The 26,133-nt window shown below is 68.1% G+C and carries 33 protein-coding genes; 22 read left to right on the plus strand and 11 right to left on the minus strand.

Going from position 1 to position 26,133, the window contains the following annotated elements; translation table 11 throughout:
• Positions 1-119 precede the first annotated feature (119 nt).
• From rpoZ to ABTV91_RS15995, 4 genes are all read right to left on the minus strand, one after another.
• Positions 120-419 carry a DNA-directed RNA polymerase subunit omega gene (gene rpoZ, locus ABTV91_RS15980; protein ID WP_054667378.1) on the minus strand — a complete coding sequence of 100 codons (300 nt, stop codon included), beginning with the start codon at positions 417-419 and terminating at the stop codon, positions 120-122.
• Between the two features lie 188 nt (positions 420-607).
• Positions 608-1,219 (minus strand): guanylate kinase, encoded by a 612-nt coding sequence (gmk, locus tag ABTV91_RS15985; protein ID WP_433852298.1) that lies wholly within the window; start codon positions 1,217-1,219, stop codon positions 608-610.
• A 134-nt stretch (positions 1,220-1,353) separates the two neighbouring features.
• Positions 1,354-1,698 carry a serine hydrolase gene (locus ABTV91_RS15990; protein WP_433852299.1) on the minus strand — a complete coding sequence of 115 codons (345 nt, stop codon included), beginning with the start codon at positions 1,696-1,698 and terminating at the stop codon, positions 1,354-1,356.
• Entirely contained in the window at positions 1,628-2,449 is an 822-nt protein-coding gene (locus ABTV91_RS15995) for a serine hydrolase domain-containing protein (protein WP_433852300.1), read from the minus strand. Before ABTV91_RS15995 ends, ABTV91_RS15990 begins: the two co-directional genes overlap by 71 nt.
• A gap of 318 nt (positions 2,450-2,767) precedes the next feature.
• On the opposite strand from ABTV91_RS15995, the gene ABTV91_RS16000 reads away from it, so the two are divergent.
• The 5 genes from ABTV91_RS16000 to ABTV91_RS16020 all read left to right on the plus strand — a co-directional run bounded on the left by ABTV91_RS16000 (position 2,768) and on the right by ABTV91_RS16020 (position 6,341).
• The gene (locus tag ABTV91_RS16000; protein ID WP_433852301.1) at positions 2,768-3,355 is read left to right on the plus strand and encodes a hypothetical protein; all 588 of its coding nucleotides are present in this window, start codon (positions 2,768-2,770) and stop codon (positions 3,353-3,355) included.
• 3 nt (positions 3,356-3,358) lie between these two features.
• Positions 3,359-4,018, plus strand: coding sequence for a hypothetical protein (locus ABTV91_RS16005; RefSeq protein ID WP_433852302.1), 660 nt, complete (start codon positions 3,359-3,361; stop codon positions 4,016-4,018).
• Between the two features lie 177 nt (positions 4,019-4,195).
• Positions 4,196-4,999: a hypothetical protein gene (locus ABTV91_RS16010; RefSeq protein WP_433852303.1), complete on the plus strand. Its 804-nt coding sequence runs from the start codon at positions 4,196-4,198 to the stop codon at positions 4,997-4,999.
• Between the two features lie 96 nt (positions 5,000-5,095).
• On the plus strand, positions 5,096-5,851 hold the full coding sequence (locus ABTV91_RS16015; RefSeq protein WP_433852304.1) for a hypothetical protein: 756 nt from the start codon (positions 5,096-5,098) through the stop codon (positions 5,849-5,851).
• Positions 5,852-5,987: 136 nt separating this feature from the next.
• Positions 5,988-6,341 (plus strand): DUF7716 domain-containing protein, encoded by a 354-nt coding sequence (locus tag ABTV91_RS16020; protein ID WP_433852305.1) that lies wholly within the window; start codon positions 5,988-5,990, stop codon positions 6,339-6,341.
• Positions 6,342-6,380: 39 nt separating this feature from the next.
• Here ABTV91_RS16020 and ABTV91_RS16025 read toward each other — a convergent pair whose 3' ends face one another.
• The 7 genes from ABTV91_RS16025 to ABTV91_RS16055 form a co-directional block, all read right to left on the minus strand.
• Complete coding sequence (locus ABTV91_RS16025) at positions 6,381-7,562, minus strand: serine hydrolase domain-containing protein (protein ID WP_433852306.1); 1,182 nt, start codon at positions 7,560-7,562, stop codon at positions 6,381-6,383.
• A 284-nt stretch (positions 7,563-7,846) separates the two neighbouring features.
• Positions 7,847-8,389 carry an ECF-type sigma factor gene (locus tag ABTV91_RS16030; protein WP_433852307.1) on the minus strand — a complete coding sequence of 181 codons (543 nt, stop codon included), beginning with the start codon at positions 8,387-8,389 and terminating at the stop codon, positions 7,847-7,849.
• A 2-nt stretch (positions 8,390-8,391) separates the two neighbouring features.
• Positions 8,392-9,492 carry a serine/threonine-protein kinase gene (locus ABTV91_RS16035; protein ID WP_433852308.1) on the minus strand — a complete coding sequence of 367 codons (1,101 nt, stop codon included), beginning with the start codon at positions 9,490-9,492 and terminating at the stop codon, positions 8,392-8,394.
• A 122-nt stretch (positions 9,493-9,614) separates the two neighbouring features.
• Positions 9,615-10,808 (minus strand): acyltransferase family protein, encoded by a 1,194-nt coding sequence (locus ABTV91_RS16040; protein WP_433852309.1) that lies wholly within the window; start codon positions 10,806-10,808, stop codon positions 9,615-9,617.
• Positions 10,809-10,921: 113 nt separating this feature from the next.
• Positions 10,922-11,578: a serine/threonine protein kinase gene (locus ABTV91_RS16045; RefSeq protein ID WP_433852310.1), complete on the minus strand. Its 657-nt coding sequence runs from the start codon at positions 11,576-11,578 to the stop codon at positions 10,922-10,924.
• A 23-nt stretch (positions 11,579-11,601) separates the two neighbouring features.
• Positions 11,602-12,132, minus strand: coding sequence for an RNA polymerase sigma factor (locus ABTV91_RS16050; protein ID WP_433852311.1), 531 nt, complete (start codon positions 12,130-12,132; stop codon positions 11,602-11,604).
• An 810-nt stretch (positions 12,133-12,942) separates the two neighbouring features.
• Positions 12,943-13,686, minus strand: coding sequence for an SDR family oxidoreductase (locus ABTV91_RS16055; RefSeq protein WP_433852312.1), 744 nt, complete (start codon positions 13,684-13,686; stop codon positions 12,943-12,945).
• 97 nt (positions 13,687-13,783) lie between these two features.
• Here ABTV91_RS16055 and ABTV91_RS16060 point away from each other — a divergent pair, with 97 nt between their 5' ends.
• The 17 genes from ABTV91_RS16060 to ABTV91_RS16140 all read left to right on the plus strand — a co-directional run bounded on the left by ABTV91_RS16060 (position 13,784) and on the right by ABTV91_RS16140 (position 26,115).
• Positions 13,784-14,704, plus strand: coding sequence for an AraC family transcriptional regulator (locus ABTV91_RS16060; RefSeq protein WP_433852313.1), 921 nt, complete (start codon positions 13,784-13,786; stop codon positions 14,702-14,704).
• A 297-nt stretch (positions 14,705-15,001) separates the two neighbouring features.
• The gene (locus ABTV91_RS16065; RefSeq protein ID WP_433852314.1) at positions 15,002-15,529 is read left to right on the plus strand and encodes a hypothetical protein; all 528 of its coding nucleotides are present in this window, start codon (positions 15,002-15,004) and stop codon (positions 15,527-15,529) included.
• Between the two features lie 8 nt (positions 15,530-15,537).
• The gene (locus tag ABTV91_RS16070; protein ID WP_433852315.1) at positions 15,538-16,353 is read left to right on the plus strand and encodes a S1 family peptidase; all 816 of its coding nucleotides are present in this window, start codon (positions 15,538-15,540) and stop codon (positions 16,351-16,353) included.
• A gap of 81 nt (positions 16,354-16,434) precedes the next feature.
• On the plus strand, positions 16,435-16,758 hold the full coding sequence (locus ABTV91_RS16075; protein ID WP_433852316.1) for a putative signal transducing protein: 324 nt from the start codon (positions 16,435-16,437) through the stop codon (positions 16,756-16,758).
• Between the two features lie 165 nt (positions 16,759-16,923).
• A complete protein-coding gene (locus ABTV91_RS16080; protein WP_433852317.1) occupies positions 16,924-17,118 on the plus strand; it encodes a hypothetical protein in 195 nt (64 codons plus the stop codon).
• Between the two features lie 15 nt (positions 17,119-17,133).
• A complete protein-coding gene (locus ABTV91_RS16085) occupies positions 17,134-17,952 on the plus strand; it encodes an ankyrin repeat domain-containing protein (RefSeq protein ID WP_433852318.1) in 819 nt (272 codons plus the stop codon).
• Positions 17,953-18,000: 48 nt separating this feature from the next.
• Complete coding sequence (locus ABTV91_RS16090; protein ID WP_433852319.1) at positions 18,001-18,549, plus strand: hypothetical protein; 549 nt, start codon at positions 18,001-18,003, stop codon at positions 18,547-18,549.
• Positions 18,546-19,010 (plus strand): DUF3592 domain-containing protein, encoded by a 465-nt coding sequence (locus ABTV91_RS16095; protein WP_433852320.1) that lies wholly within the window; start codon positions 18,546-18,548, stop codon positions 19,008-19,010. Before ABTV91_RS16090 ends, ABTV91_RS16095 begins: the two co-directional genes overlap by 4 nt.
• A 42-nt stretch (positions 19,011-19,052) precedes the next feature.
• The gene (locus ABTV91_RS16100) at positions 19,053-19,562 is read left to right on the plus strand and encodes a hypothetical protein (protein WP_433852321.1); all 510 of its coding nucleotides are present in this window, start codon (positions 19,053-19,055) and stop codon (positions 19,560-19,562) included.
• An 11-nt stretch (positions 19,563-19,573) separates the two neighbouring features.
• On the plus strand, positions 19,574-20,512 hold the full coding sequence (locus tag ABTV91_RS16105; protein WP_433852322.1) for a hypothetical protein: 939 nt from the start codon (positions 19,574-19,576) through the stop codon (positions 20,510-20,512).
• Positions 20,513-20,574: 62 nt separating this feature from the next.
• Entirely contained in the window at positions 20,575-20,841 is a 267-nt protein-coding gene (locus ABTV91_RS16110; protein ID WP_433852323.1) for a hypothetical protein, read from the plus strand.
• Positions 20,838-21,233 carry a hypothetical protein gene (locus ABTV91_RS16115; protein WP_433852324.1) on the plus strand — a complete coding sequence of 132 codons (396 nt, stop codon included), beginning with the start codon at positions 20,838-20,840 and terminating at the stop codon, positions 21,231-21,233. The genes ABTV91_RS16110 and ABTV91_RS16115 overlap by 4 nt, the downstream gene beginning before the upstream one ends.
• A 96-nt stretch (positions 21,234-21,329) precedes the next feature.
• Positions 21,330-21,809, plus strand: a complete 480-nt coding sequence (locus tag ABTV91_RS16120) for a hypothetical protein (protein WP_433852325.1) — start codon at positions 21,330-21,332, stop codon at positions 21,807-21,809.
• A gap of 73 nt (positions 21,810-21,882) precedes the next feature.
• Positions 21,883-22,437 (plus strand): DUF4303 domain-containing protein, encoded by a 555-nt coding sequence (locus tag ABTV91_RS16125; RefSeq protein WP_433852326.1) that lies wholly within the window; start codon positions 21,883-21,885, stop codon positions 22,435-22,437.
• Positions 22,434-23,702, plus strand: a complete 1,269-nt coding sequence (locus tag ABTV91_RS16130; RefSeq protein WP_433852327.1) for a DMP19 family protein — start codon at positions 22,434-22,436, stop codon at positions 23,700-23,702. The genes ABTV91_RS16125 and ABTV91_RS16130 overlap by 4 nt, the downstream gene beginning before the upstream one ends.
• A gap of 1,042 nt (positions 23,703-24,744) precedes the next feature.
• Positions 24,745-24,966, plus strand: coding sequence for a JAB domain-containing protein (locus ABTV91_RS16135; protein WP_433852328.1), 222 nt, complete (start codon positions 24,745-24,747; stop codon positions 24,964-24,966).
• A 309-nt stretch (positions 24,967-25,275) separates the two neighbouring features.
• Positions 25,276-26,115 (plus strand): DUF6531 domain-containing protein, encoded by an 840-nt coding sequence (locus ABTV91_RS16140; protein WP_433852329.1) that lies wholly within the window; start codon positions 25,276-25,278, stop codon positions 26,113-26,115.
• Positions 26,116-26,133: the final 18 nt, after the last annotated feature.

Consider the following 26,133-nt stretch of genomic DNA (forward strand, 5'->3'; position numbering starts at 1 on the left):
CCCAGGAGGCTTTCCTCCAGATACGTCCGGTGGTGAGGGCTTTCCGGGTGCCGGATGTTCAAAAAAGCAGACAGCCCGCGTGCGGCGGGCTGTCGGTGCACAACGATGACCGGCGGGGATCAGTCGTCGTTCTTGGACATGTCCTCGTCGGCGACGACTTCGGCGGCAGCCCATTCCAGCGCCTCGCGCTCGGCGCGCTCGCGCTCGGCCTTCTCGACTTCCTCGATCAGCGCGTTGTCGATCTTGCGGGCGGCGATCTCGCGCAGCGCCAGCACGGTCGGCTTGTCCTCGGTCTCGCTGTTGTCGAGGGTGGCCTGCACGCCGTTGGCCAGCTGGCGGGCGCGCTTGGACGCCATCATGACCAGCTCGAAACGGTTGTTAACGACTTCCAGGCAATCTTCTACGGTAATGCGGGCCATGCGAGCTCCCGGCGACCAGCAGCGGCCGCTCGATCGGATGAGGGAAAGGTCGCGGATTGTACAGCCGGACGCCAGCGGATTCAAATCGCCGCGCACACCGGTCCTTTGGAATCAATCAGTTGCCCGCCGGAACGCCTTCCGGAGCGACCCCGTACGGGCTCGGCACCCGGGCACGGGGCCAGCCCGGCTCAGTCCAGCAGCGAGCGGATCAGGCCGTCGTGGCGGACCTGCTGCTGGGCCCGGCGCAGGCGGCTGGCGGTGAAGATGGCGCACATCTCGTCCACCGCGGTGTCGAACACCTCGTTGACGATGACGTAGTCGAACTCGTCGTAATGCAGCATTTCCTCGCGCGCGGCGGCCAGCCGCTGCGCCATCACCGCCTCGCTGTCCTGGCCGCGCTTGCGCATGCGGTCGTCCAGCGCCTGCTTGGAAGGCGGCAGGATGAATACGCTGACCGCGTCCGGCACCTTCTGGCGCACCTGGCGCGCGCCCTGCCAGTCGATTTCCAGCAGCACGTCCTTGCCGGCGGCCAGCTGCGGCTCCACCGACTGCCGCGCGGTGCCCTTCCAGTCGCCGTGCACGCTGGCGTGCTCGAAGAAATCGCCGGCGGCGATCATGCGCTCGAACTCGGCGGCGCTGACGAAGTGGTAGTGGCGGCCGTTCTCCTCGCCCGGGCGCATCGCCCGCGAGGTGAAGGAGATGGACAGCGCGATCTGCGCATCGCGCGCCAGGGTGGCGTTGACGATGCTGCTTTTGCCGGCGCCGGAGGGAGCCGCGACGATAAAGAGGGTGCCACGCATCGCGCGGATCTCCGGGTCGATGGTTCGGGCGGCGCACGATAACCAGCCGGGGCCGCCGCTGCAAATGCCGGGGCCGCCGGCGCCCGCGCCGGGACTGTCTGCGGCCCCGCCGGAAAGGCAACCGGCGGCCGCCTTCAGAGATCGAAGGCCAGCAGGTCGCGCCCGGTGGCCGCGCGCACGATGCGCTGGTAGACGCCGGTGCCACCGCCCCCATTGGTCATCACCACCAGCCCGCGGCGACGCTGCGGGTCGCCCACCGCGAAGGTCTTGTAGCGGCCGGCGTTGGAGCCGCCGTGGAAGAACCAGCGCGTATCCGCATCGACGCGCTCCAGGTTCCAGCCCAGGCCCTTGTCCAGCCAGCCGGGCCGCACCGCCAGCTGCGGCGTCAGCATCACCTGCCGGGTCGCCTCACCGATCTCCCAGTCCTGCCGCGGTTCGCGGCGCATGACGTGGGCGATGAAGCGCGCATAGTCCTGCACCGGCCCGCGCAGGCTGGCCGCGGCATTGGCGAGCAGGTCGCCCGGCCACACGAACATGCCCTCGGGCGCGGCGGCGCGCGCCTGCGGCAGCGCGCGCACGGCGTCGTCCCCAGGTCCAGGCCGGCAGCGGCTTGCCCTGCGCCTCGGCCAGGGGCTGCAGCAGCGGCCACTGCGCGCGGAAGGTCTGCACGACCGGACGGGCGTCGGGCGCGGGCACACCCGTCACCGAATGGCGCGCGGCGTGGGCGTTCCAGGTGTAGGTGCTGCCGTGCATGCCGGCCGGCGCGAACAGGCGCCGTTGCGCCAGCTGGTCCAGGCTCTGGCCGGTGACGGTCTCCACCACCCGCTGCAGCCAGAAAAAGGCCTCGCCCGAATAGTTCACGCGCTGCCCCGGCTCGGCGATCGTGCGCAGGGGATCGCGGTCGGGGTGCGCGCGCCAGTCCGGCAGGCCGCTGCTGTGGCGCAGGACGTCGCGCACGCTGATCCGCGCCAGCCTGGGATCGTCGCCGGCCAGGAAATCCGGGCGGTGGTAGTCCACCAGCGTGCTGTCGAGCTGCAGCACGCCGGCATCGACCAGCTGCAGGACCAGGTAGGCGAACACCGGCTTGCTCAGCGATGCGCACTCGAACACGCTGTCCGCGTCCACCGGCGCGCCGCTTGCCACGTCGGCCACGCCGAACCCGCGATGCCATGCCAGTTCGCCCCGCTCCACCACCGCGATGGCGACGCCGGGCACGCCGAAAGCGCGCATCCATTCCGGCAAGCCCGCCAGGAACGCATCGGAGGGAATCCATGGGCGGTCGTCGCCTCCCATCCCGGCAGCGCGCAGCGCCGTCGCCGGCAACAGGCCGAGTGCGGCGCAGCCCGTGGCGGCCGCCAGGAACCTGCGTCGTTGGGCTGGATCGGCGTTCTTCCCGCGCATGGCCGCACCGGGGAATGAGGGAACCGACTGGATAGCAGGCCGCGTTCCCCGCGGCAAGCTGTCGCCGACCAGCCCCGTTTTCCGTCATTCTTCCCCCCGGCGCCGCCGGGCATCGCGACGAACCGGCTGCATGGACAAGGACAGCGAATGAGCGGATTCCCCCATCACCTGCTGGCGGCGACCGGCGCCCATTGCCAGCCCTGCAGCGGGCCGGCAGGGCTGGCGGCGCTCACCATCGCCCTGCGCCCGTTCCTGCTGGAGGAACGACAGGTGGATACCTGCATCCGCCTGGACGGCATCGCGCTGGACCTGCGCGACCCGCGACGCCAGGCCGGCAGCTGCCACCGTTTCCCGGTCAATCCGCAGCCAGGCTACATCGACGGCAGCCTCTACCTGCAGCACCGGCATGTGCCGCTGGACGTGACCGCGCTGGCCTTCGGCACGCCGGACGCACAGGGCATGCCCGTGCAGCTGGCCGGCACGCTGGTCTTTTCCGCCGCGGGCCTCACCGCCTGGACCGACACGCCGCTCACGCTGGACTTCGTGCTGGACCTGCCGCCTACCCCGGCGCAGGTCGACGCCGCCATCGCGTCGGCCATCGCCGCCACCGGCGCGCGCACGGTCCGCGACGCCGGCCGCGCCCATGGCCTGGCTGGTGCGCGGGCATCCCGGCTGGGACGACCGCCAGGCGCTGCACGCCCGCCTGTGCCAGCATCTTTCCGCCACCGGAGGTGACCTGTGATCGATCGCGAGCAACTGCAGTCCATCGGCCTGGCTCCCGACGACGCCGAGCGCGCGCGGCAGGCGCTGCGCGACGGAGACCTGCGCGGTTTCGTGCACGAACTGCTGCTGCATGGCCTGTGGAGCGACGTGGTCGACGAGGCGCAGCCAACGCCGCGCTGGACGACGCGCTGGCGTGAATTGGCTGCCGACGGCTTCCCGATCATCGACGCCGAGGCGCTGCAGCGCCTGCTCGACGCCGGCGTCGACGTGCACGACCTGACCGGCGTGGTGCGCTCGGCGCAGATCCTGGCCATCCACAACATCGCGCAGCTGCTGGACTATCCCGCGCTGGGCCTGGGCTGGGACCTGCCCGACGCCGCCACGCCGCACCTGGCCTGCGGCACCTTGGCCACGTCCGATACGCAGCGCCTGCACGCGCTCGCGCCCGAGCTGCTGGCACGCGATCCAGGCGGGCGCTCCGGCGAACCGCGGCCACTGGCGCTGCGGCAATGGCAGGCCCTGCCGGTGGAGGCGCGCGAACGCATCCGCTGGCTGGTGCACGACCACCAGCGCGCGCAGGCCGCGGCGCTGTGGAAACAGCAGGTCGGCGGCGAACCGCGCACCTGCCTGGAAGCGGTGGAAACGCTGCGCCGCGCGTGGGAGCTGGGTCCATGACCCTCATGCGCTGGCGTGCGCGAGCCGTGCCTGCCCCGCCAGTGCCGGGACGGAACGTGCCTGTTACCGACAGGCCGATGGCCTCGGCCTTCGAGGATTCCGGTACAAAGCGGCCACACTACCCGCACGGCGAGCGCAACTGTTTTGGAAGGGAAGCCCATGAGGATGCAGACAACGATGAAGCGCTTCCGCACCTTCCGCACCTTCCGCATCGCTACGCTGGTGCTGATGGCTCTGACATCCTTGCTCCTTCCCCTTCCTGGCGCCGCGCAGACCACCAACCTCGCGCAGCCCTTCGAAGCACGGCTGCAACGCGGTCTGCGCGCGCATTTTGGTCCTGCCGGACGCATCGAATTCAGCCTGTTGCGCAATGCGCCCACACAGTCCGGCATCGCTTGGCCCAAGTACTACGCCTGGGTCCGCATCCTGGGCGATGACCCCCTGCAACCTCCGCGCGAAGGCGCGGCGCGGCTGGCCGACCTCGACGGCGGGACCGTCGAGGTCACGCACTTCATCGCAGCGCAGCAGATCCGCGCGGAGGGGACGGCCGCCGTCGACCGCATCTTTCCCGCCGCGCTGGTGCCTGACATCCTGGCGCTGGCCTCACCCGGGCCCGGCGCCTGCCTGTCCAGCCGCCCCTCCCTGGCCGATGAGTTCGCGCAGACCACCGTGGCCATCGCCCGCCTGCAGTCGGCGCGCGACGTGCAGGACGCTCCCGAAGATCCGGCCGGCATCAGCGCCACGCTCTATACCATCGAGGTGGTCGAGCGCCTGCGCGGAATGGCCGCGCCCACGCTGGTGCTGCGCTCGGAGAACACCTCCGGCCGCTTCCCCATGGCGCCCGGCCAGCGCTACCTGCTGTTCATCCGCCAGGGGCGCGACGGCGCGTACTACGTCGATGCCTGCGGCCACTCGGGCGCGCTGCCCGAGGCGGACGCCGCACTGGCCGATGCCCGGCGGCTTCAGGGCAATTCAAGGTAGAACGGCTCCCGCGTCCGTCCATCAGCGCGAACGGCGACGTGCAGGCCATGAGGTGGCCAGCGCATAGTATTTGCGCAATTCCAGCTAGGAAACCCCATGCCCACCCTGCCCGATGCCGTGCGCCAGTTCATCGAAGCCGCCACCGTCGTGGGTGACATGGCGCTGCCCTTCCACTACCCCACGACCGAGGAATGGGAGCGCTGGCAAAGCGGCTTTCGAGTACACGGCATCACGGGTGAGAGCCTGGTCGCGGCCACGCCGGGGGAATGGCAGCCGGGCTGGCATGTGGTTGCGCTCAACGGCTTCGACGATCCGTTCTTCATCGACCTTGGCGAAGCCGCGCAGAACTTTCCCGTCTACTACGCGCCGAACGGTGCGGGCCGCTGGGATGCCGAGCAGGCCGCGCCCAGCCTGCGGCATTTGGGCGAGATGCTGGCAGCACTGCAGCGCATGGGCGATGACGATGCGGCGGCGTTGCGCTGGATCGAGGCCGAAGTCGGCCTGACGAGCGCGCTCTGGCGCGAGGTGTTCCAGACGCGCCAGCAGCGACACGTGGAACCGCCCACGCCGACAGTCCTGCCCGCCAGCCCCGCGGACTGGCAGCGTGGCACCCTGGTCATCACCGCCATCGGCCCGCAGAAGATGAAGATCGTGCAGCACCTCAAGCGGGTGCAGGACCTGTCGCCACAAGAGGCGCTGGCGCTGGCCGAACAAGGCGACATCGCCGTTGCCGAGGGCTGCCTTGCGCAACTGCGCGACATGCAGGTGCGATTGCAGGCGCTGGGCGCCACGGTGGAATTCCGGCCCGATGAGCCTTCAACACCGCGGGACGAAATGACACCGTCCAGATGAATGCGCAGGACCAAGGGGACTCCCCTTTCGTCGAGCACGGACTTCAGCTGGCCCATGCCAACGCCCCAGCGCAAGTAGGGGCAAAGTCCGAGCGGCGGAACATGCACGGCCGGACAAGCCAGCTCATACTGTCGCCATGCGCCGCCCTCAAGATCACCTCCCGCCGCTGCTGACCCTGCGCAGCATCCTGCGCCAACCCGATGCGCATGCGGGCTGGCTGTACCTGGAGCCAGGCAACTGGACGATGGAAACCACCGGTTTCTTCCATGAGGCCGACATCGACCTGGCGCCCGAGGACGAAACCGCCCTGCGCGCACGCTTCGAAGCCGCTGGATGGGTCTGCACCCTCAGCGCCGAAGACATCCAGGACGCCATCGCCAACACCTGCGACCAGCTCGAATCGCCCAGCGATGCCGACCTGTTGCGCGCCGTGCGCTACTTCCATGACCACGACGCGTTCATCGACTGGGACGCCCACGAAGAGCCGTGAAGCACGTGCCATAGCGCTGTCCCTGTCCGCCTTGCCGCGTCACCGCACGGCGGGCTGACCATAGACCTTCAGCAGCTCCATCGTCGCCTCGCGGGAGGCCTTGGCTGCGTTATCACTTCCCGTGTTCGTCAAGACCGCGACTGCAACATCCCGCTCAGGCAGCATGACCACGCGGGAGAAGAACGTCTCCGTGCTGCCGGTGTGCCAGTGCGCTGCCGTTCCGCCGAACCCGCGCAGGAACCATCCCATCGCATACTCGCCGGGCCCGGCATGCAGGCGCTTTATGGAAGAGGCCTTGAGCAACCCGTCACGACCGGCGAGCCCGGCAAGATGGAGCTGCAGGAACTTCGCGTAATCCGCGAGCGAGAGCGAGTAATCGCCAGCCGCCCCGAAGATGACGCCGAGCGCCCAGCCGTCTCCGGGCGCCTGCGGCTCGACAACGTTCCGGTATGTCGCCATGCCCAAGAATGCGGACTTCGGTTTATGTCCCCACGGTTGCTGGCTGTCGCCGCGTGCAGGCAGGCCGTGCGTCAGGTTGATCCCCAAGGGCCTGGACAGCCGGCTCTCGACCAGCGACTCCCACGCCTCTCCGGCGGCAGCTTCGGCCATGGCAGCGGCAACGGGATACCCTGCGTTCGAGTACTCCGGCCGCGTTCCCGGCATGACGTGCACCCGTTGCTGCAGGAGCCAGATACTGAACGCGCGACGCTGGTCGCGCGGAGAGCCGGAGCCCGCCCGGGTCTCCGCTCCTCTTATTTCTGCGGCCGAATCGTACGGCGGCGTGCCTGCCTGGTGCCGCAGCAGTTGCTCGATGGTGACGTCCCGATAGCCAGAATGGATGGTCTCTGCAAGTTCCGGGAATACGTCGACGGGCCGTGTCGTCCACGAAAGCTTTCCCTCCTCGACCAGTCGGGCGATCACGGTGGCGGTAATCGCCTTCCCCATGGAACCCAGATGGAAACGGTCGGCCTGATCGACCTCTTTCCCGCCCCCTTGCCGCCTGAGACCAGTCACCGCCAGATCGAGCGTGGTGTCTGCACGCACGACGACCGCTGCGAGGGCTGGCAGTTCGTACTGCGCGCGAAGCCGGATCAGCAGCGCCTCGGCGTGGTGCCGCTGACTCCCGGGCGCCTTCGCAAGAGGGTGAACGGACGCAGTGATTCCTAGGGGCGAAGGGACCGCGATTGTCAGCAGCGCGAAGGCAAGTACAAGGTCTTTCAAGCAGTCCCCTGGCGGGTGAGGGTTGGGTTGGCGGTGAGATTCACTACGCCCGGGAAGTGAATCGTCCCGGCATCCGTGGAGGTCATATGGCTTGGCTCTGGCAGTTACCTCAATGCCGTGACGGGTGCACTCCAGAAACCAACGTACCCATGATTCGCACCGGGGCGCGCAATCCCGCATAGCAGAGAGTCGAACGAAACCCGATGCCGCATCGACTGGTGGAAATCAGGCGCACGCCCTGATCGTCCCGGACCCGAGCGACCAACCGGGCGCCAGCTGGCGATTCACGGGAGCGGAACCGGCGCAGGTTCACCCGGATCACTCATCACGCTGAGCAGCCATGCGCGCGCGGACTGGAAATCGCGTTGCGCGGTCGGGCGCGAGGTACCGAGCAGGACGCCAATTTCCTCGAATCCGAGTCCGCCGAACACCCGCAGCGAGAACACATCGGCCATGCGTTCGTCGACTGCACGCAACTGGTCCAGCGCCTGCGCGACTACCGCAAGGCCCAGCGCAGGATCGTCCTCCGGCAGGGCCAAGCTGGTCAGCTCGACTCGTTGCAGGCGGCCACCACGCTTGTCGGCCTGCCGCTCGCGCAGGTGGTCGATGAATATCTGCCGCATTGCCAGCGCAGCGAGTCGGAACAGGTGCGCACGATCATGCACGCACGCCCTCGCCTCGACCAGCTTGATGAACGATTCGTGGACCAGCGCCGTGGTATCGAGCGTGTCGCCATACCGCCCACGACGCAGCACATGCGCGCGCAGCCTGAGCTGTTGGTATATCTCGGCGTACAGCGCTGCGTCCGCGGGCGCGAGCGAGGCCACTGTCATTGCCTTGGCAACATGCAGCCGCGTTCGCCGTGCCATGCCGCCACCGGCTGCGCGATCCGCCAGGCACGCAGGTCGGCAGCCATCTCCGCGGCGCTGGCATAGCGCGCTTCAGGCTCCGGATGCAGTGCCTTGGCCACGATCGCCTCGACATCGCCAGGCGGGGCCGGAGGGAACCTGGCAGGTGCCAGTCCGTGCATGGCGACGGCCGCATCTACAGCGCGCGCACGGACCTTCGGCACGGAAGATTCGCCAGCGCCATCACCGCGAAACGGTCGTCCAACCAGCACTTCGAACGCAACCGCGCCCAGCTGCCACAGATCGCTGGCGGTGGTCGGGCGTTTTCCCTGCAAGTGTTCCGGCGGGGCGTAGCGCGGTGTCATCGGCAGCAGATCGTGGACCGGGCCACCGCCTCCCGCTTCGGCTGTCCCGGCGATGCCAAAGTCGATCAACTTGACTTGCCCATCGGTGGTAACCAGCACGTTCGATGGCTTGATGTCACGATGCAGGATGGAGTGTCGGTGCGCGTGGCCGACCGCCTCGCACAGATCAACCAGAAGGCCGATGCGCTCGCGCAGTTCGAGCCCCCGCCTGTCGCAATGCGCCGATAGCGCCAAACCCTCGACCAGCTCCATCGCATACCACGGCTCGCCATCCGGACCTTCGCCGCGGTCGAGCAGTTGCACAATGTGCGGGTGGCGCAGGCGTGCCAAGAGCTCACGCTCCAGTGCAAAGCGTGCACGCCGCTCGGGATCGAACTGGCAAGGCCGGATCAGCTTGACCGCTACGCGCCGTGCGATCCCGGCGATATATCGTTCGCCCAGCATCACCACCCCCATGCCGCCGCGCCCCAGCTCGCGTGTCAGGGTGTAAGCCCCAAGTCTTGCCGGCAGCTGGCCCGCCTCTCCGGCCTGCCAGCTGCGTTCGAAGCGCGACGTCGCGCTTCGATGGCCATTCAGCATGGCACGCACGCGCGCGGCCACATTGACGTCGCTACGCGCAAGTTCAGATTCGAGCACCGCATCGCTGGCAGGTTCGATTTCCAGAAGGCGGCGAAACAACGCCATGGCGCGACGTTCGGTTTCGATGTCGAAGAGCATGCAGAACCTGTTTTCCTGGTGGAAGGCAGCCCCCGAGCTGCCACCTTCATGCGTCAAGAAAAATCTGGAACCCGCCCAACCGGCCCCATTCTGGTGAAGTCACGCCAACTTCCGGCAGGACTTCAGCGGCGTTCCAACCCGCGCGGCTTGCGCCGCCCGTTGAGCCAGGCACCGATGGCGGTGTTGCGCACCAGCAGGTCGTAGCTGACCAGCAGCACCACGATCGCCGCCAGCAGAACCGATGCGAATTCCACGTACCACGGCCATCGCACGCGCGACATCGCGACCTGCAGCGCCATCACCAGCGGCAGGTGGGCCAGGTAGATCCAGTACGAGGCGTCGGCCAGATAGCGGCGCCACGGGCTGTGCGCGGACAGGAAGCGCAGACCCAGGCCGACCAGGGCGAAGGTCCAACTCCAGCCGGCGATGGCATAGGACACGGCATAGGCAAGGGTCGCGATGTCCTGCGCCGCCGGCACCAGTCGCGGCGCGAGCCCGGCATGCCACAGGCAGCCGGCGGTAGCCAGCAGCGCGATCGCCAGATGCAGCGGCCAGCGCATGGCCCAGTTCTGCAACAAGACCGGTTGCCGCTGCAGCAGCCAACCCAAGCCGAAAGCGCTGCCGAACGCGATGCTCGCGGCCAGGTTGGGATACAGCGACTGGTCGGGCGTCGGGATGCCGAACCAGGCGTACCACTGCGCATGCGCGCACAAGGCGGCACCCAGCGGCAACGCCAGCAGCAGCGGACCGATCGGCGAGGCCAGCATGCGCACCCCCGCATCGACCATGCGCCGCACGGCATCGCTGCGACCAGGCATCGCGCGCAGCGCCAGCGCCGCGAGGTAGCAGAGCAGCAGCACGTACAGGAACCACAGGTGGGTGAGCGGGAAATGGCTGGGCGACAGCGGCGGCGTTTCCGGCGGAGGCGGCAACTGGCCGTTGTTGGCCAGCCACGCGGCCCATGCGCCGACCGCGAGGATCGTCGCCAGCATCGGTCCCCAACCGACCAGCAGGGGCATGCCGATGCGGCGCGCCCGGTCGCGGATGAACCCCTTGGCGCCGCGCCTTTCGCAGGCCATCCGCGCGAAGAAGCCTGCGAGCAGGAAGAACAACAGCATGCGGAACATGTGCGGCACGTAGAACACCAGCCCGGCGAAATCACTGGGCGAAGTGTCGTGGGTGAGCCAGAAGTACTGCGCGCCGGGCAACCAGGACATGCTGGCATGCACGATCACGCCCAGCAGCAGCGCGATGCCGCGCACCGCATCCAGTCCGTGCAGGCGTTCGCGGGACGGGGGGACAATCGACGGTTGCATGGAAAGTCTCCGATGTTTCGGGATGCATGGGGCCGCACCGCAGGCAAAAAGTTTGCAGCCAAGCACGATTCGTGGATGCAGGCCGGCACTGCCGGCCCAGGGAAAGCGAGCGCTCAGTCGCGCTCGAAGCGCTGCAGTTCGTCCAGTTGCGCCAGCGCCTTGCGCAGGCTGCCCCCGCTCAGGCTGTCGTCCATCCTCCTGCCCAACCCGGCACGTTCCGGGCGGCGCGCCCAGCGATGGAACCACCAGGTGACGAGCAGGCCGACGGCGCCGATGCCGTAGCCGATCCAAACCAACGACGGCGCCTTGGTCAAAAGGTCCACGTCGCCCAGTCCGGCCAGCACCTGCAGTATCGAGATCCAGAGGAACCACCACGGCAGGCCCGCGACCATGCCGCTGCGGATGTACAGCATGCGCACGCGCAACAGCTTTTTCTGGATATCCAGCACCGGTGCGGCGTAATCCACCTTGCGCAGCGCACCGAGCACCAGGCCTGCAGCGACGATCAGGACCACGCCATAGGCGTGTACCAGGATGCCGGCGACGATCGAGGATGCATGCGCCGGCTGGCTCATCCACAGCAGCGAAGCGAGCAGGATGAAGGGGATGCCGGACAGAATCTGCGCGACCTGGCCCCAGAACAGCGGATACAGGCTGCCACGCGCTCTGTTCAGCCTGCGCTCGCGCAGTTCGTGAAGCTTCAGCGCGCCCTCCAGCTGCAACCGGCGGTCGAGCGATTGCCAGGCGGATTTGAAGTCGTCGAGTTCCATCGGGGTGTCCATGTCGCTTCTTTTCAGAATTCGTCGCGGATGCGCTGTTTCAGGCGTCCGATCTTGGTGGAGACGTTGCTTTCGGTGATGCCGAGGATCTCGGCGATCTCACGTTGCGGTCGCTCCTCGAGGTAGAGCAGGAGCAAGGCGCGGTCCAGCTGAGGCTGGCGGGCGATGAAGCCCTGCAGCAGGCGCAGGCGTTGTTCCTGTTCGGGGTCGGCGGCGCTACCGTCGGCCACGTCATGCAGGGCGTCGTCCAGCGGCACCGCGTCGTGCCGCCGCCGCAGTTCCATGCTGCGCAAGTGGCTGATCGCCACGTTCAGCGCGATCCGGTACATCCAGGTGCTGAAGCTGCGTGTCGGGTCATACTTCGGCCAGGCGTGCCAGAGCTGCGCGGCGATCTCCTGCGCCAGCTCGGCGCGTTCGTCGGCGCCGCGCGCATAGCTGTTGACGACCTTGTATACGATCCCGGAATGCCGCTGCAGCAGCTTGCCGAAGGCATCTTGGGCGTCGTTCGCGGTCATGGTGGGCATGATGGCGGCGATGGTATCCATGGGTTCCCCGGCACGGTCTTCGCGCCTCCTGGAACCATGATTCGCACCGGGGCGTGCAATCTCACACCCCGCGTGCAGAAATTTTCAAGAAGATGCCCGGCATCGAACCCCGGGGATGCCTGCCCCTTCCCCCACATCCCGACCGCGCTGCAGGGTCCCCAGGTCATCATCGCCGGCATCGCACCGCAGAAGATCAAGCGCGGCACTGGTTGAAGCAGGCGCCGGACCTGATCCTGCAACAGACATCCCCCCCTGGAAACACGGCCGATCACCGCCGCAGGGAATGGAAACCGCGATCTCAGGTCGACCGGACCGGCGAGCTTTCCTTACGCCGCCGACCGGGAACGCGCACTGGGCTTCTATTGCGATCAACGGGGACTGACGCTGCGCAGCCCCGATCCGTTCGACGACCTTACCGGCATGGACAACGCGTAATCCGCCTCACCGTGATGCCTGATTTCAAGGTCGGCTGGAACATGTGCGACATCCGCGGAGCAGTACAGGCGCTACGCGACAAGGGCGTCACCTCCACCGTCCGTGACGGCATGGTGCAGGACGGGAACGGCATCTGGCCCGTCCCTGATGGCATGGCGAAGATCGCCTGGTTCGATGATCCTGACGGCAATGTACTGAGCGTGTCGGAAGCCAGGCGGCCTGGCATCCAGTTGGCGGAGCCCGATCACGCCGTCTGTCTGGGCTTCGCAGGCAGTGCCCCCGAGGCAGCCGCAAGCGCTGCAGCCAGGAGCAAGCCGATAGCCGGCACGGAATGCCATGGCCGCCTTGCGGACCGGGCAAGTCGTGCCGCGGAGTTCACCGCGGCCCCGCCAATGCGACGGCATCGGCGCCGGCCGGAAAATGGAGCTGGCCGGACGCGCCGTGTACGGCCTGCCAGACGGCCTCGGCCACGTCTTGCGGCTGTGTCGTGGCCTGCGGGCGGGAAAATGCTTCGAATATCGGACGAGCGAAGTCCCCATAGACGTCCGGGATGAGGCCGCTCATGCGTTCGGCCCCGTTCTCGGCGAAGCGCGTGGTCGGGCCATAGCCGGGTTCGACCAGTTTGACCCGGATATCGAATGCGCCAAGTTCGTGCGCCAGCGACCCGGTGAAGCCTTCGACCGCGGCCTTGCTGCCGGTGTAGGCGGCGGCAAGGGGCATGCTGGCCAGGGTAACGCTCGAGGTGACATTGACGATCGTGCCCGCGCGACGTTCGCGCATCTGCGGAATCACCGCCTGCACCATCGCCATCGTGCCGAAGGTGTTGGTGTCGAACACCTCGCGCACCGTTTGCATCGACGTGGCCTCGAAGGCACCGACGACGCCGATGCCCGCGTTGTTGACCAGCACGTCGATCGGGCCGGCCGCGGCAATGGCGCGCGCAATGCTGCCGGCGTCGGTGACATCCAGCGCGACCAGCTTGATGCGCTCAGACGCGGGCAGGATGCCGGGACCCGGCCGGCGCATGGTGGCGACGACATTCCAGCCACGGTCGTGGAAATAGCGGGCGGTTTCGAGCCCGTAGCCGGAAGAACTGCCAGTGATCAGAACGGTCTTCATTGCGGGAACTCCGTGAGGGTGGGTGCAACCACGATAGGCCTGCGACAAAGCACTTTCGACCATGTAAAGTCCAGAAAACATTCGCCAAAGTCCTGACATGATCGATCCACTGGCTGAGCTGATCACCCTGCTCCGACCCAACAAGGTCATGGGCAAGAGCATTTGCGGCGCAGGACATTGGAGCGTCCGCTACGCGCCGTTCGGACACCCGGGCTTCTGCGTGGTGACCGACGGTGCGTGCCTGCTGCAGGTCGATGGCGCGGATCCGCTGCGGCTGGAGGCAGGTGATTTCGTGTTCCTGCCCGCGACGCCAGGATTCGTCTTGTCGGGGTTCGAGCCCGCCCGGCCGCAGTATGTCGATCCTGCCACCATCGCCGACCAGGGCCATGAAGTTCGGCATGGCGCGCTTGAGGGGGAACCCGACGTGCGCATGCTGGGCGGCTATTTCGTCTTCGATTCGCCCGACACGGCGCTGCTGGTGACGCTGCTCCCGCCGATCATCCATGTCCGCGGCGAGGACCGGTTGGGGGTGCTGGTCCGTCTCGTGCGCGAGGAAGCCATGCAATCGAAGCCGGGGCGCGACCTGATCCTGGCCCGGCTGGTCGAAATCGTGCTCATCGAAGCCTTGCGCGCGGCGCCGGGCGATGCCGCGCCAGCCGGCCTGCTGCGTGGCCTCGCGGACGAGCGCCTCGCCCTGTCGATCCGTGAGCTGCACCGCGATCCGGCTCGCGCGTGGACGGTGGAGCAACTGGCCAGAGTCGCGGCGTTGTCGCGGTCGGCCTATTTCCAACGCTTCACCCGTGCGGTCGGCATGTCGCCAATGGAGTACCTGCTTGCTTGGAGGATGGCGATCGCGAAGGACATTCTCGATCGGCAGGATCTGGTGATCGAGAAGGTCGCCGAGCGTGTGGGTTATTCGTCGGCAAGTACCTTCAGCACCGCGTTCAGCCGCTACGTGGGCCGCTCGCCGGGCGGCTATGCGCGCGAGAGACGCCAAGTCCGCTCGCGCATGGCCTGACGTACGCCTCGGGTCGAGGGTCGCCGTTCGGCGCCCGCGGACCTATCGTGCAGCGCAACCAGTCCGTCGATCCAGGCATCGCCCCCTGACCCGCTACTGCAGCGTGCAAACCGCTGGGCACGAGCCCAAGAACAGCCCTGACTTCATCCAGCGCTGAACCGCCATGACACTGCACGAGGGCATATACGCCTGCCCGGCTACGCCCGATCCGCTCAGGCCCGCCCGATGCGCGTTGCGGTGAGCGCCGTCCCCATTAAATTCCGTTCAAGCCAAGGAACCCGCCAGGACGTACTCTCCATGCTGACCGCCGATCTCGACCGCCTGCGCGACCAGTTTGCCCGCCTGCACGAAGTGGTCGCTCCGCTCGGGCTGGAACTCGTCGACGATCCGAACTGGACGGAGCCTTCCAACTTCCATTACCTGACCGAGAAGGACCGCGCCGACCCCCACATCATGGCCAACGTCGAGGCGATGTGCGCGACCAACGTGCTGATCTCCTGGTTCGGCCAGGACAACGAGGGCTTCGTCGGCCTGTGGCGGGGGCTGGCCAATACGCCCCCGGCGACGGCACCGGTGGTGCGGCTGGACAGCGAAGGCCAGTACGCGCTGGTCGCCGACGGCATCGGCAACTATCTGGCGATCTCCTGCGACGAGGACGACTTCGCCAGGGTGCGCGCCGCGCTGATCGGTGCCGGTTTGACGGTCGCGGACGAATACGAGGACATCTGGGGCACGACCGAAGGTCACGCCTGCCCCAATGCATACCGGCATCTCCTGTACAACGCAGGCCTGGCCCGGCGCGGGCTGCCGCCGGTGGAAGCATGAGCCGGGGAATGCCGCTGCTGCGCCCTGCCCTTGCGCTGCTGTTGGCGGTGCCGTCCGTGGCCGGTGCCATCGTCATTCGCGACGACGTCGACGATGCGCGCTACCGGATACCGGCGTCCGCGCTGCCTGCGCTCGCCGACCTGCCGGGCGAGGGCCACGGCGTGTTGATCTCCCCACGCTGGGTGCTCACCGCCGCGCACGCCATCGCCTGGCAACCAGCGCTCGGCGAAGTGTCCATCGCGGGGGTGCCGAGGCGGGTACAGCGCGTGGTCATCCATCCCGGTTACCGGAAGCTGCCGCAGAAACTCGTCGACGCCGCGCTGGCCTCGGGGGATGCGACCCGGCTGATGGACGATGTCGCAGCCTCCGACGACATCGCCCTGCTGCAACTCGCCGACCCCGTCGATGGGGTCCAACCCATCGCGATCCATGCCGGCAGCCCCATGGGAAAAGTCGTGCGGATCGTCGGCAAGGGCGCCACCGGGACCGGCGTGCGCGGTCACGATCCGCAAGGCCCCAACCGCACCGAGCTGCGTCATGCCTTCAACACCATCACCCGCGCGGAAGGCCGCTGGCTGGAATACGTATTCGACGCACCGCCCGCGGCGCTGCCACTAGAGGGCATGGCCGGCAATGGCGACAGCGGCGGGCCGATGCTGGTCAACGTCGACGGCCATTGGGAACTGGCGGGGCTGACCTCCTGGAAACGCGTCGACGGCAACCCCGCCACGTTCCGGCCGGGGGTTTACGGCCAGACCAGCCTGGGCGTCCGCCTTGGCTGCTACGTCGACTGGATCGACGACGCCATGGCATCAACGGCGTAGCATGCGACTTTCTCCAACCAGCGCCCACTCCCCCCCATTCCCCCTTGCCGGGGCCATCGCGGCGTTCGCCGTCGGGATCACATGAAACTCCTCTGCTCATCCAGCAGCCTTGCGTTCATTCATTCGCTGCGTATCGCCCTGGCTGGCGAAGACATCGAAACCTTTTGCTCCGATGCCGAGACCACCTCCCTGTCCAGCATCGCCGGTCCGATCGGCAGCGCAGGCAGGGTGTACGTACTGCATGAGCGCGACTGGAACCGTGCCGTCGAAATAATGAAGGAGTTGTCCGGCCCGACCCAGGAGCGCATGGCGGCCGCGCCGAACAAGGGCCCTCTACCCATCTGGCTTGTGGTCGGCGTCTCCGCGTTGCTGGTCGCCGCGCTGATCGGCATGCTGGCCGGCTGACGTGGATCCCTGCCCATCGCCCAAGCCGACGCCATGTCCTTCCAGCCGGATGGCGGCCGGAAGCGAGCGAGCGCGGCTGGCGACCATGCGGGAGCGGGATCGGCCATGCCCCGGATTGACGACGACGCTCCCCGGGCCATCCAGCGGCCTCCTGGCAATCGCCACATGCCGTTCGCGCTGCATGCCGGCCGGCTCCGGCATCCGCTCGAGGGCACGCTGGCGCCATGCTGGAATTCGCTGGAGCACTACCAGGCGAAGATGGCGGGCTTGCCCGGCACGCTGGACATTCTCAAAACCGCGAGCGGAGCGGTGCAGCAAGGCAATACGAACCCGCTGACTGGCCCGCCATACCTTCACTGACACAGAGAGTCCACCATGCGCCTGCGCGCCCTGCTGTATTCCCTGGTGCTGGCCCTGCAATCCCTGGCCGCTGGCTGCGGCCACGCCAAGGTGTCGTCGCCGCACACCTATTTCACCGGCGACCAGTTGGCGTTGGCACAGGCCATTCGCCAGGGCGCCCTCGCCGACATCGATCCGCTGGCGCGCCGCCTCGGCCGCGAGGGGCTGAACCGCCCCGGCGCGCAGGACATGACGCTGCTGTTCTTCGCGCTGCAAAGCGCCATGGGCGAGAAACCCCGGCAGCTCCAGATCATCACCGCGCTGGTACGCGCGGGTGCCGACCCGGCGCAGGAGGTGCCCGACTTCGGCAGCGTGCTCGGCGTGGCGCTGCGCGCCCCAAGCCCACTGTACGTACAGGCCCTGCTCGACGCCGGCGTCAGTCCGGACACCGTGCTCGGCAGTTCACCCATCCTGCTTGATGCCGCCAGCGAGGGCTCCGCCGCCACGCTTGCGCTGCTGCTGGAGCGCGGCGCCAGCATCGACCGAAAGGACAGCCTGGGCAACACCGCGCTGATGGACGCGCTGCAAAGCATGCAGCTCGACCACGTGATGTTCCTGCTCGACCGGGGCGCCAGCCCGCACTTCGTCAACATCAACGGCGTGTCTTTCGCGGGCCAGTTGCAGTTCCAGATCGGGCGCCAGCAAAGCGGCTCGCCCGCGCAGCGCCGCATGCTGCAGGTCCGCGACCGCATCGTCGGCATGGGCGTGGCCTGGCCGCCGCCTTCGCGCGACGAGGAGCGCGAGCGCATGCGCGCACGCGGGCAGGAGCCCGACAAGCTGTTGCCGATCCAGTAAACGGCGAAGACTGACATTGCGCCCCCGTTGTGTATCTCAGGAGCCTTCATGATCCCCGCCCACCACCGTACCCTTCCGCTCGTGCAGGCCGTGGAGGACTTCGCCATCGACCGCCTGCTGGGCGACCAGTTCGACGACCTCATCGGCGACCGGCTGGACGAGGACGATGCCGTGCTCGTCTTCGACGGCGACACCGCCTGCGCGGGCGACCTCGACCTGCTGCACCGCGGCGTGGCCTTCGGCGAGCCCTGGGACCGCCAGCGCCATGGTCTGGTCGTCGTCGATGGCAACCTTTCGATGGGCGGGATCGACCTGCATGGCGTGGACGGCCTGATCGTGCTGGGCGACCTGCACTGCGACAGCCTCCACCTGCGCGAAGAACTGCTGTACGTGCAGGGCGACCTCGTGGCGCGCAACGCGGTGCGGGCGACGGCCTCGCAGGATTGGCACGACGCCATGGCGCAAACGCTCGGCCCGCTGTACGTGCACGTGAAAGGCGCCGCCACCAGCCCCGTGGTGCAGACCTGGCACATGCCGTTGTGCCACCTGGCCTGGACGGCCGGCAGCGGCGCCGAAGAACCGCTGGTGCTGCGATGACCTCTCCAGCCTCTCCTTTTCGCCGCTTCCTTGGCCTGCTCGGCATGTTCGTGTTCCTGACCAGCCTGCTGACGGCCCTGGGCGCTGCCTGGATGGTGTTCGGCCTGGGCGGCGGCAGCGACCTGCGCACGGCGCAAGGCCGTGTGGTGGGGCAGCAGAACGTGCAGCTCAAGCGCGGCCCGGGCGCACGCAGCATCGTCGAGTTCACCACCCACGACGGGCGCAGCTTCCAGGTGACGGATGCGCTGGTGCGCCAGGGGCAGGCCATCCATGAGGTGGGCGAATCCATCACCGTGCGCTACAGCGCGGCCGACCCCACGCAGGCCGAGATCGGCAGTTCCTTCTGGCTGCGGACCGTGGCCGGCTGGGTGCTGCTGGCCGCCAGCGCCGCGGGCATGGCAGTGGGCGGGCTGCTGCGGCGCCTGTCGAACCCACGGGCTTCACATAAAAACACCCTGTAGCGCCCGCCCATCAGGCGCAAGCAGCTATCAAAAGAGAAGCAGATGACACCCGCCCTTTCCCCGCCGGCGAGCCCGTGGAGCGCCTTCCTGGCCGCCACCGGCTTCGAAGCGCTGCTGCACGAACTCACCCTGCACACGCTGGCCGAGACGCGCCGCACTTGGCCCGGCGCGCCCGCCGGCTTCGCCTTCAATTGCAGTGCGGCGTGGGGCGACGTGCACATCAGCCTGGCCCGCGACCCGGCGCGCGCTGCCCTTGAGCCGCCCGACTGGGAACACGAATGCGCCGAGGCCGAGCTGCCCGCCAGCGCCGCGCTCTGGCGCGCGCGCTACGAACCCGTGCGCGCACGCTACGAAGCCGAGCGTGCGCGGCACGCCGGCTACCCGGAGGGCTTTCTGGACACCCTGCGCCACCTGCTCGCCCGCCTGGAGCACGCAGGCGTGTTCGCCGACGCCCCCGGCATCCGCCTGCTGGTGACCGAGGTGGACGCCGACACGGCCGCCGAAGAAGCCGCGCTGGCGCAGGTGCGCCGGGAACACGGCGCCCCCCTATGAGCCCAGCCGCCATGACCGCGCCGCACGGATTTTCCGAAGCCGACATCCGCACACTGCGCGCCCACGGCATCGCGCTGTTCGCCGGGCGGGTCATCTTCGACGCCCAGCCGCCCATGGCCGAAGACGCCATCGCCGCCGTGCAGGCCCATTGCGCCGGGCCGCTGCCGCCCGCGCTGCTGGCGCTGTGGCGGCAGACCGCCGGCGGGCGGCTGGACTACCACCTGAGCCTGGAAGTGGACACCAGCGAAGGCCCACGCATCGAGGCCGTGGCCTGGTGCGAGCTGTTCTACGACGGCAGCCGCTTCTACCGCGACCTGCAAGGCTGGATCGAAAACGAGCAAGAACAAGCCTGGGAGGCCGCCGAGGACGCGGGCGAGGAGTGGAACGGCAAGCTGGCCTATCTGCCCATCGGCGGCTTCGAATACTGCGACCGCATCTACGCCGTGACCTCGCCCGGCGCGCCCGACGACGGCGGCGTGCTGGCCTGGAAGATGGGCCTGCCGCCCGCCTGGGCCCCCGCGCTCACCGAAGACGCAGTGACCACCTTCGCCCCCAGCCTGCCCGCCGCCTTCGCCCGCCTGGCGCTGCACGACGACCCGCTGGCCCCCGGCGACGGCTACCGAGCCGGCTCGGAGCTGCTGGCCTACTTGGACACCTGCCGCGGCAACGGCCTGCCCGCGCCGCTGGCCGACGCCCTGCTCGCACACTACCGGCGCGCGCTCATCGACTGGCGCGCCCTGCTGCAAGCCGGCACGCTGCCCGCGCACCCCTACGCCCTGCGCATCGCCTTGTGCCATGCGGTGGAACAGGACGACGCCGCGCTGCTGCGCCACATCCACGCCAGCGGCGCGCGGCTGGACGGGCTGGTGGCAGGCGGCAGCAACGCCCTGCAGCACGCGCGCTTCCTGCAGAAAACCAGCGCCATCGCCGCGCTGGAGGGCTGGATATGAATCAAAACAGGCTCCAGCACCCATCCAGCAAGCGCAAAGCAGCTATTAACAAAGAGAAGTGCATGCCCCTTCTGACCGCCACCCGCTTCGAAGTGCTGCTGCACGAACCCGCCCGAGCAGATCGACGCTGCCATCGCATCGGCCATCGCCGCTACTGGCGCACGCTCCATGGCCGATGGCGCACGCCGGACGGCTGGCTCGCACTGTACGAACACCTCGGCACGGGCGATGGCGACGCCTGGTGGGAACTGTGGCTGCATGCCGCCCCCAGCACCCAGGCGCTGGGGGCGGCCACGGCATCACGGAGCGGGCAGGGCGCACGCGCATGAAGCTGCGCGGGATCGTGCTCGCGGCAGTCGCCTGGCCAGGCCTGGCAGCACCTGCCGACCTGCCCATCGATGCGGATCGCGCCTGCCAGCGGCTGGTCAAAGCGGCCCAGGCACGGCAACTGGCCGGCCCCGGCAGGAACGGCACTTACGTCTGCGAACACCAGCCGCACGCTGCCGCGCGCTTCGTGATCGCGCTGCGCTGGCGCGGCGACGGCCTGCCGCCAGCGGGCAGCAACCTGGTCGGCTACTACCAGGTCGATGCGGCGACGGGCAGCATCCATGCCTGGGACCTGGGTGAAGACCAGCCCGGCGAAGCCCTCGTATCTCCACCACGCACGCGGCCAGCACCCGCGCGACAAGACCATGCCGACACCCCTCGCCATCATCCCTGACACCCCCCATCCCTCGGCCCCCCCGCCTGGGCGGCGGCGCGCTGATCGGCGGCGTGGCGCCGTGGCCGCACGGCCCCTCGGGCCAGCCAGCCGCTGGTGCTGGCCGCCTCGCTGCCCGCCGCCTTCCTGACCGAGCATGCGGGCATCGCCATCGGCGCGGGCCGCGTCGCCTCGGTCTTCACCACCTACGCGCCGGGAACGTATTACCTCGACGCCATCACTTATGACGGCGACCCGGCCGAGCTGGCGCTGCTGCGCAGCGGCACCACGCAGGTGCTGGTGCACGCGGCCGGTACGCTGGTGCACGGCGCGCTGGAACTGCCCGCGCACGGCCTCCACGCACGGACTGGCGGCGGCGATGCGCTGTCCTTCATCGGCGGCGCGCCGGACTGGTTGCAGAACGAAGACCTGGACCTCGGCGGCCTGGCCTTCGCGTGGCAGATCGACGGCGGCGACCTGCCCAAGCCGCTGCGCGGCCTGTTCTTCCTGGCCGACGGCGTGGGCTATCTGTATCTGCCCGCGCAGGCCGCCGAAGGCATCGACCGCAGCGGTCTTTTCTTCGTGCAGGTGACATGAACCCAGATGGCCCCCAGCGCCTTCCAGAAGGCGCTGGCGACCATCCATACCGCAGCCCGCAAGAAGGAAGAGCATGGACTGGCCCGCCCTGACGAACGACATCACCGCCGCCGCGCGGCAATCGTTCTCCACCCTCCTCGCCCAGCATGGCGACGAGGCCTTCTACGCCTTTGCCCTCTACACCGACGAGGACTGCACCACCGTCGCACCCGCCGCCAATTCGCTGGAGCAATACCAGGCCACTCTGGCAACGCTGGAAAAGCCCGGCCGGCAGGAGCGTGCGTACTACCAGTGGGCCAGCCCGGAATGGGCCTACGAAGCCTGGGCGTGGGAGCCGTTCCAGCCCATCAGCCGCCAACTGCACGCGGCCCGCGCGGCGGCCTCCAGCGATGCGACTGCATTGGCCGCCTTCAAGGCGCAGGTGCACCAGGCCATGACCGAGGCGCTGGGGCAGCTGGACGGCGAAGGCCTCTTCGGCCGGTACCGGCAGGGACCGCACAGCGCGGTACTGTTCATCACCGCCCCCGACGCCGATGACACCGAGGCGATGGAGGACCGGTCGGCCCGGTTGTTGAACCGGCCCGAGGTCTGCAGGACCTTCCTGAAACAGCACAAGGACATGGGATGAACCCGGCACTGCTTCCCCCTATCGACTGGCCCGCGCTGCTCCGCTCTGCCCCGTACTTCAGCCGCGCCATCGTCGATGCGCTGCACGCATCCGGGCCGGACGGCTTCGCGCCGCTGGTGCGCGCGGTCTATTACTTCGACCTGTTCGACGCGCAGGTCTCCAATGGCGGCGTGGACCAATACTTCGCCAACGTGGCCGCGCACCTGGACGATGCGGCGGCCATGCCCGGCATCATCGCGGCCAATCCGGTCTACGCACCCGCGCTGCCGCTGATCGAAGAGGCGCACGCGATCTGGAACGCGGTGGCGGATGCGTACCGCGCAGAAGACGAAGACGACGAAGAGGAAGAGGAAGAGGAAGAGGAAGAGGAAGACGAGGATGACGACGACCTGCTGGCCCCGCACGAGGAGCGCATGGTAGCCATCGCCACAGCCTTTTTCGCCCTGCACCACGCCCTCCGCCAGCGGCTGGAGGAAGACATCGTGCGCGACCCGCAGCGCTACTTCGCCCTGGCGCCCGTGCCCGGCCTGCGCGGCCGCGGCGTCGAGCACGTGGCGCTCGCGGACGGTGCCCACCGCCTGCGTTTCGTGGACGGCTTTCCCCTGGGCCCCAATGTCTTCGAGAACGAAGACGGCGGCTGCGACGTGGTCTGGCTCTCGCCCGACCGCACGCTGCTGCAGTGCGAGACGGCCGGCTTCGGCGACGAGCGCAGCCGCCACTGGATCCACTACCCCAGCCAGGCCAGCAGCAGCTGGACGACCGGCGAAAACTTCATGAGCGGCGCCCTCCAGGCCGTGCGCAACGACCGGCTGGCGCTGGGCCTGGGCCACCACGGGCTGCACGAGACTTTCCTCGCCAACGGCCAGCGCGAAAGCGCATCGCTGTACTGGCATGGCCAGGAGCTGTGCAGCGAACACTTCTACCCCGGCGGCTCGCCGCAACTGCGCATCGCGCCGCACGCCGGCGGCAAGCGCTGGCTGCGCTACTGGCCCAATGGTGCGCTCAATACCGAGAGCATCGAAGACCGCGACGGCCGTGACCGCTACCTGCGCTGCCTGGACGAGCGCGGCGCCGACCTGGCGCCGGGCGGCACCGGTCGCCTGGTCGAAATGCTGAGCCTGGACGACGGCATGCGCCAATGGCGCGAAGGCGAACTGGTGGGCGGCTTCCTGCAGGGCCCGGTGCGCCGCATGGCCAGCCTGCCCGACGGCAGCGGCGCACGCGAGACGGACCGCACGTTCTACAAGAACGGACGCGCGCAGTGATCGCCAACGCCCTGTCCCAATAACTGCCAGCGCCCGCTGACAAGACGCTGGCGGCCAAACCCGCCGCGGCCGGCGGACCTACTCCAGGTTCTGCACCTGCTCGCGGAAGCAGGGCGCGACCATCTGATTTGAAATAACTTCTTTTCGGCCTCTCACGAAATCCCCCACAGATTCCCCCACACCATGTCCAAGCTTGCCTGGGACGTCTTGGAGGCTGATCGGGCAAACGAACCAGCGTCGTACGCGACTGCAATTTTAGCAGAGGCATGCAGGCATCAAGGGGCAAGCGCTCTTGCTTCCGCGAGTACGGTACACCGGAGCCAACTGGTCAAGCCGAGCCGGATCAAAGACTCCCAACCTCTCCATGATCTGCATCAGCTGATTGGGCCGCCCTTGCGTCTGCAGCCAGACATCGCTCCCGTACTCGGCGCTCTCGTCGAAGTGGACCGTCTCGTGACAACGGAAGTTGCCACCATGCTCCACCAGCTCCTTGCGATCTGTTGGTAGCGCTGTGGATGCAGATAGCGCGGAACATCTGACCGAAAGGGGCAGTTCTTGGAGGGCCGCTTGAGTCCCATTCCTCGCGCTGCCATGCCGCCAGCTTTGCCCCTCGGCTTCGGCATCGGCTTCCCCAAAGAAAGAGCGAGTGCAAGCAACTCAAACCCGACCTCACAGCCTAGGCAAATCCGGATTCTCGAAGGTCTTCGCCACCCCGACCTGCCCTTCGTGCGAATGAAATGCACCTCGGTGATCATCCTCTCTCATGAGAACGGTCGCCGCCAACATAAGCGCGTACGGAAGACGTCGCGACTTGAGCTTTCGTAGAAGGGATGCTGCCCACCAAGACGCGGCGATGGCGATGCCCTACACCTCGGACATTTCCACTGTGGGCTCTTTCTTCCGCAGCCCGGATAACGGGCTCTCTACCCTATTGCTCAGGATCTGTCTGGAAGCCAGATCTCTCGCCTGCTCGACGTACCACGCCTCCGCACTCGCCTGACCATCGGCCCTTGCGCGCTACAGATACTCCGGTGCGAGACTCTTGACCCCAGTTCCTACAGCCGCCCCCCGTGGCTCGTCGTCGACTCGCCCGGCGCCCTGCGCGAATGGCTGCTGCTGTACTTCGCCGGCCGAGAGCGAGGGTGATCGCGCGGTCTCCCGCCTGGTCAAGGAGGCGCTCGCGGTAGCCGACATCCGGCTGTTGGACCATTTCGTGGCTGGTGCCACGCAGCATGTTTTCTTGGCGATGCGCGGTTGGCTGTAGACGCCATCTGCGCGCCGGTCTTCATCCAAAGCGACGCGCTGCGGGATTGAAATTCACCCCACGGGGTGCCCGGCACAGGTTTTCCGTACGGAGGCGTATCACGCCTCGACAGCGCGCAAGGGCGCGCCGTCGATTTGACAAGCCCTAGGCAAGGGGGTATCCCACCCCATAGCGCGGTCGATCGCCGCGCCATCGGGAAACGAACCACCGGTTGCGTGGTTCTGCTGAAGAAGGCGATTTCGACTTGCATGGCAGCACGGTCGGTCCTTCTGCTGACCGCGTCTGCCTCGTTCATGGAGGACGACGGCAATGCGTACCTTTCTGAGACTCCGCTCGCTGTTCACCGGCTCAATCGCGAGTGCCATCCTGCTGTTCACCGCGTCCACGCACGCGGAAACCTACTGGCTCGATTCACGGGCCGATCCCAGCCAGACCCACTACCCCAACGCCGAGGAAGCCTGCCTCACCGGCGAGCTGCAGCGTCGCCTGGACGGATACACGGCCGCCAGCAGCCTGCCGCACCGCATCATTTCGGCCTATGTCGGGCCGGACCTCGGCGGTGAGGTCATCTGCCGCGGCACGCTGCAGAAGAAACAGTTCAACGTGTGGTTCGGTGTCGAGATCGTGGACGTGATGGTCTACGGTCCGAACGGCACCACGCCGCCCTGCCCGCTCGGCGGCCTGGCCGATCCGGAAACCGGGCAATGCGGCATCCCCAAGTGCAACAACGACTGCCCCGCCGATGGCGGCAACCAGTCCAATCCCATCGCCAGCGCCACCGGCAACAAGCGCCAGCGCGAGCCGGACTATCTCGGCGCCGGCGTGTTCCCGCTGGAGTTCACGCGCTACTACAACAGCCATCGCGTGTCCGACAACCGGCCCCAGCCGATCGGCGTGGGCTGGACGCACAGCTATGCCGCCCGAGTGGTGCCGATGTTCGCCGGCAGCTCCATCACCCGGATCCGCGTCTACCGGCCCAACGGCGCCATCCAGACCTTCACCCTGGTCGGTTCCAGCTGGGTCGGCGACGCCGATGTGCCGGAGCGTCTGACCGCCACGGTATCCAGCGGCGCACTGGTTTCGGCGACGTACCGACGGGCCGACGGGCCGACGACACCGTCGAGGCCTACAACGAGTTCGGCCAGCTGACCACGATCACCTCGCCCG

This window comes from Stenotrophomonas nitritireducens, from assembly GCF_050984405.1.
Classification (GTDB): Bacteria; Pseudomonadota; Gammaproteobacteria; order Xanthomonadales; family Xanthomonadaceae; genus Stenotrophomonas; species Stenotrophomonas nitritireducens_B.

Excerpts from the sequence above, each read along its gene's own strand:
- ABTV91_RS16075 (WP_433852316.1), top strand. The coding sequence starts at position 16,435 with ATGAAACTCCTCTGCTCATCCAGCAGCCTTGCGTTCATTCATTCGCTG.
- ABTV91_RS16090 (WP_433852319.1), top strand. The coding sequence starts at position 18,001 with ATGATCCCCGCCCACCACCGTACCCTTCCGCTCGTGCAGGCCGTGGAG.
- ABTV91_RS16010 (WP_433852303.1), top strand. The coding sequence starts at position 4,196 with ATGAAGCGCTTCCGCACCTTCCGCACCTTCCGCATCGCTACGCTGGTG.
- ABTV91_RS16000 (WP_433852301.1), top strand. The coding sequence starts at position 2,768 with ATGAGCGGATTCCCCCATCACCTGCTGGCGGCGACCGGCGCCCATTGC.
- ABTV91_RS16125 (WP_433852326.1), top strand. The coding sequence starts at position 21,883 with ATGGACTGGCCCGCCCTGACGAACGACATCACCGCCGCCGCGCGGCAA.
- ABTV91_RS16015 (WP_433852304.1), top strand. The coding sequence starts at position 5,096 with ATGCCCACCCTGCCCGATGCCGTGCGCCAGTTCATCGAAGCCGCCACC.
- ABTV91_RS16095 (WP_433852320.1), top strand. The coding sequence starts at position 18,546 with ATGACCTCTCCAGCCTCTCCTTTTCGCCGCTTCCTTGGCCTGCTCGGC.
- ABTV91_RS16115 (WP_433852324.1), top strand. The coding sequence starts at position 20,838 with ATGAAGCTGCGCGGGATCGTGCTCGCGGCAGTCGCCTGGCCAGGCCTG.
- ABTV91_RS16080 (WP_433852317.1), top strand. The coding sequence starts at position 16,924 with ATGCCGTTCGCGCTGCATGCCGGCCGGCTCCGGCATCCGCTCGAGGGC.
- ABTV91_RS16050 (WP_433852311.1), bottom strand. The coding sequence starts at position 12,132 with ATGGATACCATCGCCGCCATCATGCCCACCATGACCGCGAACGACGCC.
- ABTV91_RS16035 (WP_433852308.1), bottom strand. The coding sequence starts at position 9,492 with ATGCTCTTCGACATCGAAACCGAACGTCGCGCCATGGCGTTGTTTCGC.
- ABTV91_RS16040 (WP_433852309.1), bottom strand. The coding sequence starts at position 10,808 with ATGCAACCGTCGATTGTCCCCCCGTCCCGCGAACGCCTGCACGGACTG.
- ABTV91_RS16060 (WP_433852313.1), top strand. The coding sequence starts at position 13,784 with ATGATCGATCCACTGGCTGAGCTGATCACCCTGCTCCGACCCAACAAG.
- ABTV91_RS16045 (WP_433852310.1), bottom strand. The coding sequence starts at position 11,578 with ATGGAACTCGACGACTTCAAATCCGCCTGGCAATCGCTCGACCGCCGG.
- ABTV91_RS16100 (WP_433852321.1), top strand. The coding sequence starts at position 19,053 with ATGACACCCGCCCTTTCCCCGCCGGCGAGCCCGTGGAGCGCCTTCCTG.
- gmk (WP_433852298.1), bottom strand. The coding sequence starts at position 1,219 with ATGCGTGGCACCCTCTTTATCGTCGCGGCTCCCTCCGGCGCCGGCAAA.
- ABTV91_RS15995 (WP_433852300.1), bottom strand. The coding sequence starts at position 2,449 with ATGCGCGCTTTCGGCGTGCCCGGCGTCGCCATCGCGGTGGTGGAGCGG.
- ABTV91_RS16065 (WP_433852314.1), top strand. The coding sequence starts at position 15,002 with ATGCTGACCGCCGATCTCGACCGCCTGCGCGACCAGTTTGCCCGCCTG.
- ABTV91_RS16020 (WP_433852305.1), top strand. The coding sequence starts at position 5,988 with ATGCGCCGCCCTCAAGATCACCTCCCGCCGCTGCTGACCCTGCGCAGC.
- ABTV91_RS16110 (WP_433852323.1), top strand. The coding sequence starts at position 20,575 with ATGCCCCTTCTGACCGCCACCCGCTTCGAAGTGCTGCTGCACGAACCC.
- ABTV91_RS16055 (WP_433852312.1), bottom strand. The coding sequence starts at position 13,686 with ATGAAGACCGTTCTGATCACTGGCAGTTCTTCCGGCTACGGGCTCGAA.
- ABTV91_RS16140 (WP_433852329.1), top strand. The coding sequence starts at position 25,276 with ATGCGTACCTTTCTGAGACTCCGCTCGCTGTTCACCGGCTCAATCGCG.
- ABTV91_RS16130 (WP_433852327.1), top strand. The coding sequence starts at position 22,434 with ATGAACCCGGCACTGCTTCCCCCTATCGACTGGCCCGCGCTGCTCCGC.
- rpoZ (WP_054667378.1), bottom strand. The coding sequence starts at position 419 with ATGGCCCGCATTACCGTAGAAGATTGCCTGGAAGTCGTTAACAACCGT.
- ABTV91_RS16070 (WP_433852315.1), top strand. The coding sequence starts at position 15,538 with ATGCCGCTGCTGCGCCCTGCCCTTGCGCTGCTGTTGGCGGTGCCGTCC.
- ABTV91_RS16085 (WP_433852318.1), top strand. The coding sequence starts at position 17,134 with ATGCGCCTGCGCGCCCTGCTGTATTCCCTGGTGCTGGCCCTGCAATCC.
- ABTV91_RS16105 (WP_433852322.1), top strand. The coding sequence starts at position 19,574 with ATGACCGCGCCGCACGGATTTTCCGAAGCCGACATCCGCACACTGCGC.